Raw genomic sequence first — 1,208 nt, forward strand, 5'->3', positions numbered from 1 at the left:
GAGGTCGACCGACAGCGGATCAGCGGTTAAGACGTATCCGTCGAGGTCGCGTGAAATCGCGACATGCCCGGCGCCGGCGAGCAGGCTGCGCAGCCGGTGCACATAGACCGCGAGCGTATTGCGCGCGCGATGTGGCGGCCGGTCCGACCAGACCCGGTCGACCAACTGATCGACCAAGACCGGCCGGTTCACATCCATCAGCAGCGCCGCCAGAACGCACCGCTGACGGGCGGGGCCGATATCCAGCCGCCGACCATCGACGAGGACTCGGACCCCACCGAATAGCCGGAAATCGACCGTCAACCGGTACACACCCTTTCTGAGCCAGTGCATACCGAACACAGTGTGTCGGTATCGCTCAGCATACGACGATCCGAGCGGCTTCTCAGTGCTGATTGTGGTGACCCGAACCAAGCCCGAAAAGGCTGTCCCGTCATGCTCTTCCGGTGGTGGAACACAGGTTCCGTCCGAGCGGCCTCAACCCGGGGCTCCACTTCGGCGCTGCTCTGAACAGCCCACCTGGCGGTTGATTGTCTTGCCGGATAACGCGGTTTCGGCGCACACCCTGCCCTACCCAACGATCGGTTGCGCGCCAACGCGTTTGGCTGATCCACACGCTGTTGTTCGTTGGGTGCCCAACCTGCGCATCTGTCCACGACCACCACCCGGGGGCGTTAGATTTTCCGCCAGGCGGTAAATCTGTTCATCGTGAGCGTCAGGAATACATCGAGCCGCGCTGGGCGGGCGGTGCGGCGGCATGGCTGCTGACACGGTCGACAGCGCCGGCCCATCGCGCCGGTGGCGGTCTCCCCGACTGGCGGCGGGGGCACTCCTAGTCGTGATGCTGGCCGGAGGGCTCGCGTTCGTCGCGGTTCACTCGACACGCCACGACAACGGTGCAGCTGCGCCCGGTCCTGCTTCGCCGTCAGCCGCGGCGCCGCCGGCATCGATTGGTGTGGCGATCCCGGGCTGCTATAACCGGTCGGTTCCGCCGGCCGACCGTCCGGTAAAGCTCAACATCGTGGGCTGCGGCAGCGCCGCCGTTGCGCTACAAGACATGTCGTGGCGTTCGTGGGGGCCTCAGGGCGCCGACGGGACCGGCACGGCGGGCTTCAAGATCTGCCAGCCGAACTGCGCCAACGGCTCCCGAGTCACCGACCAGGTCGTGATCCATGCCTGGAATCCGCAGCCACCGCGCACCAACTCCG

The 1,208-nt window shown here is 66.1% G+C and carries 1 protein-coding gene and 1 pseudogene; one reads left to right on the forward strand and one right to left on the reverse strand.

Annotated features, from left to right (window positions below; all coding sequences use genetic code 11):
- Positions 1-333: AfsR/SARP family transcriptional regulator (locus tag AWC27_RS19250; protein ID WP_245847278.1), on the reverse strand; the 333-nt coding region annotated here is incomplete at its 3' end.
- A gap of 508 nt (positions 334-841) precedes the next feature.
- On the opposite strand from AWC27_RS19250, the pseudogene AWC27_RS32270 reads away from it, so the two are divergent.
- Positions 842-1,208 (forward strand): annotated as a pseudogene (locus AWC27_RS32270) (hypothetical protein); the annotation flags it as partial.

Origin of the sequence: Mycobacterium szulgai (assembly GCF_002116635.1) — a bacterium.
In the GTDB taxonomy this organism is placed as follows: domain Bacteria; phylum Actinomycetota; class Actinomycetes; order Mycobacteriales; family Mycobacteriaceae; genus Mycobacterium; species Mycobacterium szulgai.